The organism is Ruegeria sp. BHSB058, from assembly GCF_059613285.1.
Window position 1 is genome coordinate 1 of the sequence record NZ_JBXWSF010000162.1, and the last position, 2,956, is coordinate 2,956.

6 protein-coding genes and 1 pseudogene are annotated in these 2,956 nt (G+C 60.9%); 3 read left to right on the forward strand and 4 right to left on the reverse strand.

Translation table 11 applies throughout. The features are described from left to right. Positions 1–184, reverse strand: a pseudogene (locus AC2FNB_RS20885) (response regulator); the annotation flags it as partial. 139 nt (positions 185–323) lie between these two features. On the opposite strand from AC2FNB_RS20885, the gene mce reads away from it, so the two are divergent. Continuing rightward, positions 324–728: a methylmalonyl-CoA epimerase gene (gene mce / locus AC2FNB_RS20890; RefSeq protein WP_496748657.1), complete on the forward strand. Its 405-nt coding sequence runs from the start codon at positions 324–326 to the stop codon at positions 726–728. Positions 729–752: 24 nt separating this feature from the next. Then, on the forward strand, positions 753–1,028 hold the full coding sequence (locus AC2FNB_RS20895) for a DUF1467 family protein (protein WP_480749476.1): 276 nt from the start codon (positions 753–755) through the stop codon (positions 1,026–1,028). A 13-nt stretch (positions 1,029–1,041) separates the two neighbouring features. On the opposite strand, the gene AC2FNB_RS20900 is transcribed toward AC2FNB_RS20895, so the two are convergent. Together AC2FNB_RS20900 and AC2FNB_RS20905 are read right to left on the reverse strand one after the other, a co-directional pair. After that, positions 1,042–1,740 carry an EI24 domain-containing protein gene (locus AC2FNB_RS20900; protein ID WP_496748658.1) on the reverse strand — a complete coding sequence of 233 codons (699 nt, stop codon included), beginning with the start codon at positions 1,738–1,740 and terminating at the stop codon, positions 1,042–1,044. Then, entirely contained in the window at positions 1,737–2,315 is a 579-nt protein-coding gene (locus tag AC2FNB_RS20905; RefSeq protein ID WP_496748659.1) for a nitroreductase family protein, read from the reverse strand. The genes AC2FNB_RS20900 and AC2FNB_RS20905 overlap by 4 nt, the downstream gene beginning before the upstream one ends. A 218-nt stretch (positions 2,316–2,533) precedes the next feature. On the opposite strand from AC2FNB_RS20905, the gene AC2FNB_RS20910 reads away from it, so the two are divergent. Next, the gene (locus AC2FNB_RS20910) at positions 2,534–2,809 is read left to right on the forward strand and encodes a DUF167 domain-containing protein (RefSeq protein ID WP_480749583.1); all 276 of its coding nucleotides are present in this window, start codon (positions 2,534–2,536) and stop codon (positions 2,807–2,809) included. Here the strand turns inward: AC2FNB_RS20910 and AC2FNB_RS20915 are convergent. After that, positions 2,797–2,956, reverse strand: a 160-nt coding sequence (locus AC2FNB_RS20915) for a DUF8831 family protein (RefSeq protein ID WP_496748660.1), incomplete at its 5' end; no start/stop codon positions are given. The genes AC2FNB_RS20910 and AC2FNB_RS20915 overlap by 13 nt on opposite strands.

Here is a 2,956-nt window from a genome sequence, read left to right on the forward strand (position 1 = left end):
GGTGGCGGCGCGCCGATGTCAGGCAATCCGCACGTCGGATGCGGGCGCCGCTGCGCAGGCACATCAGTCGCAACGCCTCACTCGTGTATCGGCTGTCCTCGACCACCAGAACCGTCAACCCCAAAAGCGGCCGTCTGTTACCGACGGTCAGGTGCGGGACGGCAAAGGGATCCGAATCATCCATGGCGAGGCTCCTTTCAAACAGACGTCCCGACGCTAGGCAAAGGCGGCTAACACAGGGTTAATGGGCGCTTTGGCGCACTTGCCCTAGGTCGCCGCAGCCCCCATAACCGCCACAACCCGATGGATCGAGGAGGACAAGAATGATCGGTCGTTTGAATCATGTCGCCATTGCCGTGCCGGATCTGGAAGCCGCATCGGCGCAATACCGTACTGCGCTTGGCGCCAAGGTCGGCACGCCGCAGGACGAACCCGATCATGGCGTAACTGTCGTGTTCATCGAGCTGCCCAACACCAAGATCGAGCTGCTTTATCCGCTGGGCGAGGACAGCCCGATCAAAGGCTTTCTGGAAAAGAACCCCTCGGGCGGTATTCACCACGTCTGTTATGAGGTCGAGGACATCATCTCCGCCCGCGACCACCTCAAGGAGACCGGTGCGCGGGTGCTGGGATCGGGCGAGCCCAAGATCGGCGCCCACGGCAAGCCTGTACTGTTCCTGCACCCCAAGGATTTCAACGGCTGCCTGGTCGAACTGGAACAGGTCTGAGCCAGCCGCTTCGGAGGTTTCTACATGACGATCACCGCTGGCCTGGTTCTGTTTGCCGTCATCTGGTTCATGACGTTTCTCATCGTCCTGCCGATCCGTATCCGGACACAGGGCGATCTGGGCGATATTGTCCCCGGCACCCATGCGGGCGCGCCCGAGGAACATCACCTGAAGAAAAAGGCTTGGATCACCACCGGAATCACGATCGTTCTGTGGGTGATCATCGCCGGGATCATAATTTCCGGCGTGATCTCGGTGCGGGATTTCGACTGGATGAACCGGTTGCCGCCGGTCGAATGAAAACCGTGGGCGGCTACCTTTGGGACGCCGCCACACCATGATAGATGTGGGTAAAGGTTGCCGCGCCAAGGATCGGGATCAACAGGTTGATCAGCGGCACTGACAGCGGAATGGCCATCAGTGTTCCTGCGATCCAGATGGTCGCCATGTGCTGCGACCTGAGCTTGCGCGCCCCTTCCCGCCCCAGTCGCCGCATCGCCGCCAGCGTGAAATATTCCCGCCCCAGCAGAAACCCGTTCATGCCCCAGAAAATGAACGGCGCAAGCGGTGTGAACAGGGCATAAAGGATAAGCGCCAGCAAGTTTGCGACGATCAGCACGCCCAGAAAGCTCACCGTGTCGGTCAAGGCGTCGGTGAATGGAACCCCCGGCACCGCAGGCAGTCCGGGATAGTGCCTGTCCTCGACCGCCTGCGCCACTTCGTCGAGAAACATCGAGGTAATGGCCGAGGCCACCGGCACCATCAGGAACACCGACAGCACCATCATCAGCAAAAATGACGAAACGCTCGCCAGATCGTTGAGCCACGTCACCTCGCCCAAAATCGGCACGGTCACGTGCTCACCGATCAGAGTGTTGATCAGCCACAGGAACCCGGCATAGGCCCCGATCAGCAAGGCAAATGTCAGCCCGACGCCCAGCAGCAGTACCTTGCGGAATCGCGGATCGCCCAATTGCCCCAGCGCCATGAAAAACGAGTTGATGATGATCATTCCGATACCCATTCCGTGATGGCCGCAACATCGGGGCGGGGGCGTTCGGGTGGGGCTGCGCTTTCGGTGGCGATATGAACAAGGCCGGCAATGCGCTCGTTCTCGGCCAGCCCCAGCGCCTGTTGGCGGAATTCAGAGTCATGCGACGGCCAGCCCGACAACCAGTTCGCCCCCCAGCCAGCCGCCAGCGCCGCGTTGAGCAGCGACAGGCAAACCGCCCCTGTTGAATAGCTTTGCTCGATGGACGGCACCTTGTCCGATGGCTTCTGTACCTCGATCACGGCCACGGCAAGAAGGCCCTGATCAAACTGGCTGCGCGCCTTGGTGATATCTTCGGGCGACTTGCCCAGGGCCTTGCCGCGCTGTTCGACCAAACCCGCGAGCCGGGCCATCGCCCCTTTCTCTATAACCACAAAGCGCCATGGCTCCAGCTTTCCGTGATCGGGGCTACGGGCGGCTGCATTCAGCAGCGGTCGCAACTGCTCGCGTGTGGGTGCCGGGGCAATCAGAGTCTTGGCTGGGCGCGATCGGCGCGTCAGCAGAAAATCAAGGGCTGCAGGGTTTTTCAGCGTCATATGTGAAGCCTTTTTACATAAGCCCCCTGTATCTCGGTCAGGCAGGGCCGGGTTTCAAGGTTAAAAGTGCAGGGCTGGCGACATTCCTTGGTGCGGCTGGCTTGCGTTTGGTCAAAGTGCCTGCAAAATCCAGCGGGCACCATGGTCAAAGGCTTCGGGCACATTCAGTGTGCATGGGTGCCCGAGCCCAAAGCTCAGAGGAAAGGCAATTGACCGCGATGGCCAAACCGAAGCTCAAGGATCTGCCCGACCTGTCGCATTTGGCGACGCCGGGCGCCGAATTTGCCATCCGGGCAACGCCCAATGCCGCGCGCGACCGGGTGTTCTGGGAAGGTGGCACATTGCGCATATCAGTGACCTCGCCGCCCGAGGACGGCAAGGCCAACGCCGCGATTCGCGCATTGCTGGCCGCGGCTATGGGAATCGCCCCGTCGCATCTTACGCTCAAGCGCGGTCAGACCGCACGCGACAAGGTCTTTGCCTATGATCCCTGAGGAGGCGTTTCGCGGATCTGGTATACGCCCTCGGGCAAATCCAGCGCCGCCGCGAGATCGCGCACCTGTTCCGGTGACAGGGTGATCTTTTGCATCTGCTCGGTACGCGGGTCGAATTGTTCCAGCGTCACGCATTCCGCGAAATTG